We start from the raw sequence: 2,839 nt of genomic DNA, 5'->3' as shown, positions 1-2,839 counted from the left end.
AAGCCCACACCAACTACCAAACCCGCGCCCAGCAAACCCTGGCGGCCTAACCCAAAACAAACAACGAACCTGTCTCAAGAAATTGACGACCGCAGAGAGAGCGTCAGGCATTTGGGGGTGGGATGTGAAAGAGGGTTGGCCGGAAGCCGTAGGGATGTGGGAGGGCGTCCGTATTAGGCTGGAGGGCGTGACCCGTTTGATCCTCGCCTCCCAGTCCCCCGCCCGCACCAAGCTCCTCACGGAAGCGGGCATCGCGCACGACATCGTGGTCTCGGACGTGGATGAGGACGCGGTCCAGGCCAGGTACGGCGTCACCGATGCACACGACACCGCACTCCTGCTGGCCCGCGCCAAGGCAGAGGCGGTCGCCGCCCTTCCCGAAGCGGAGGGCTCGCTGGTGATCGGTTGCGATTCCGTCTTCGAATTCGACGGCGAGTCCCACGGCAAGCCCTACACTGCCGACGTCGCAAAGGCGCGCATGCTCCGCATGAGCGGCTCCAAGGGCGTCCTCCACACGGGGCACTGGCTGGTGGACTGCCGGGAGACTGCAGTAGGCGTCGACGACGACGAGACGGCCGAGGGCACGGGCGCCACCCTGGGTGCCGTCTCAAGTGCGGAAGTACACTTTGCGGAGATGTCCGAAAAAGAAATCGATGCCTACATCGCCACCGGGGAACCGCTCCACTGTGCCGGTTCCTTCACCATCGACGGCTTGGGTGGGGCGTTCATCCGCAAGGTCGACGGCGACCCGCACGCCGTCGTCGGGCTTTCCATCTCCACCCTTCGGGACCTCCTGGTCCACGCGAAGGTGAGCGTCACGGAACTGTGGGCGTCGGACACTCAGGAGAACACTTTGTAGCAACCCTACAAAGGAACGGCGGTTCACACACGGAATCCCCCATCAATATGGGCGGAACCCTCACAACCACGCTAGGCTCCCTGAAGGACAGAAGGAGTCAACAACTTGTCAGCTAACCCGGCGCAGCCCATTTCCAGCCCTCTTACCAAGGTCTTGATTGCCAACCGCGGCGAAATCGCGGTCCGCATCATCCGAGCCGCCCGGGACGAAGGCATTGCCTCCGTGGCCGTGTACGCGGACCCGGACCGCGACGCCCTGCACGTCCGCCTCGCCGACGAAGCCTACGCTTTGGGCGGCAACACGGCCGCAGAGTCCTACCTGGTGATGGACAAGATCATCGACGTCGCCAAGCAGTCGGGCGCTGACGCCATCCACCCCGGGTACGGCTTCCTGGCCGAAAACGCCGAATTCGCCGCCAAGGTCATTGACGCCGGAATCACCTGGATCGGCCCCTCCCCCGAAGCCATCTCGGCCCTGGGCGACAAGGTCCAGGCCCGCCACATCGCCGAGAAGGTCGGCGCTCCGCTCGTTCCCGGCACAGCCGACCCCGTCAAGGACGCGGACGAGATCCTCAAGTTCGCCGAGGAGTTTGGCCTCCCCGTCGCCATCAAGGCCGCCTTCGGCGGCGGTGGCCGCGGTATCAAGGTGGCGCGCACCATGGACGAGATCCCGGAGCTTTACGAGTCCGCCGTCCGTGAAGCCACAGCAGCCTTCGGTCGCGGCGAGTGCTTCATCGAACGCTTCCTGGACGCCCCCCGGCACGTCGAGACCCAGTGCTTGGCGGACTCCTTCGGCAACGTGGTGGTTGTCTCCACCCGCGACTGCTCCCTGCAGCGACGCAACCAGAAGCTCGTCGAGGAAGCTCCGGCTCCGTACTTGAGCGAAGAGCAGAACAAGCGCCTCTACGAATCCTCCAAGGCCATCCTGAAGGAAGCCAACTACCTCGGCGCCGGAACCTGCGAGTTCCTGGTGGGCCAGGACGGCACCATCTCCTTCCTGGAAGTGAACACCCGCCTTCAGGTGGAGCACTGCGTCTCCGAGGAAGTTACCGGCATCGACCTCGTCCGCGAACAGTTCCGCATCGCCCGCGGCGAGGCGCTCGGCTACGACGACCCCGAGGTCCGCGGACACTCTTTCGAATTCCGCATCACGGGCGAGGATCCGGGCCGCAACTTCATGCCCGCGCCCGGCACCATCAGCACGTTGAAGAACCCGACCGGCCCCGGCGTCCGCGTGGACTCAGGCGTCGAGCAAGGCGACATCATCAGCGGCAACTTCGACTCCATGCTCTCCAAGCTGATCGTCACCGGCGCCACCCGCGAGCAGGCGCTCCAGCGTTCCCGCCGCGCCCTCGAGGAAATGGTGGTTGAGGGCATTCCCACAGTCATCCCATTCGACCTCGCCGTTGTCACCGATCCCGCATTTGCTCCTACTGAGGGCCCCTTCCAGGTCCACACCCGCTGGATTGAAACGGAATTCGTCAACAGCATCCCCGCCTGGTCTGCTGCAGGCGCCAACGCTGAAACGCCCGACGCCGGCGAGCGCCAGCGCGTCGTCGTCGAGGTTGGCGGCAAGCGCCTTGAGGTGGTCCTGCCCTCCGGCCTGGGTGCCGGCGTCGCCACTGCCTCCACCGGGACGGGCACCAAGGCAGGCAAGTCGAAGAAGCGCTCCCGCTCGGCCGGTGCCGCGGCGGCTGCCGCCGGCGGCGACGCCCTGACCTCTCCCATGCAGGGCACCATCGTCAAGGCATGGTCCTCGGCTGCGCCCACCCTATGGGCCCCCTGCGGCTGGCCGACCTGATCGGCCTCGACACGGTCGCCTCGGTCGCCGACTCCATGTACGCCGAGTACAAGGAGCCGCTGTACGCCGCTCCCCCGCTGCTCCAGCGCATGGTCGAGGCGGGCCGGCTGGGCCGGAAGACGGGCTCCGGGTTCTACGCCTACCAGTGAGCCGGCGCCGAGGGCCGCACGAGCCCCGGCC

At 66.2% G+C, this 2,839-nt stretch carries 3 protein-coding genes; all 3 read left to right on the top strand.

What is annotated here, in order from left to right; all coding sequences use genetic code 11:
• Window positions 1–187: 187 nt before the first annotated feature.
• On the top strand, window positions 188–859 hold the full coding sequence (locus tag ACFVSI_RS22025) for a Maf family protein (protein WP_387828594.1): 672 nt from the start codon (window positions 188–190) through the stop codon (window positions 857–859).
• 105 nt (window positions 860–964) lie between these two features.
• Window positions 965–2,659: an acetyl/propionyl/methylcrotonyl-CoA carboxylase subunit alpha gene (locus tag ACFVSI_RS22020; RefSeq protein WP_387828592.1), complete on the top strand. Its 1,695-nt coding sequence runs from the start codon at window positions 965–967 to the stop codon at window positions 2,657–2,659.
• A complete protein-coding gene (locus tag ACFVSI_RS22015) occupies window positions 2,632–2,808 on the top strand; it encodes a 3-hydroxyacyl-CoA dehydrogenase family protein (RefSeq protein WP_387828589.1) in 177 nt (58 codons plus the stop codon). The genes ACFVSI_RS22020 and ACFVSI_RS22015 overlap by 28 nt, the downstream gene beginning before the upstream one ends.
• Window positions 2,809–2,839: the final 31 nt, after the last annotated feature.

Origin of the sequence: Paenarthrobacter sp. NPDC057981, from assembly GCF_042886835.1 — a bacterium.
In the GTDB taxonomy this organism is placed as follows: Bacteria; Actinomycetota; Actinomycetes; order Actinomycetales; family Micrococcaceae; genus Arthrobacter.
Note: the sequence above shows the minus strand (reverse complement) of the source record. Positions and strands in the feature narration are given on the sequence as shown.

Excerpts from the sequence above, each read along its gene's own strand:
- ACFVSI_RS22015 (WP_387828589.1), top strand. The coding sequence starts at position 2,632 with ATGGGCCCCCTGCGGCTGGCCGACCTGATCGGCCTCGACACGGTCGCC.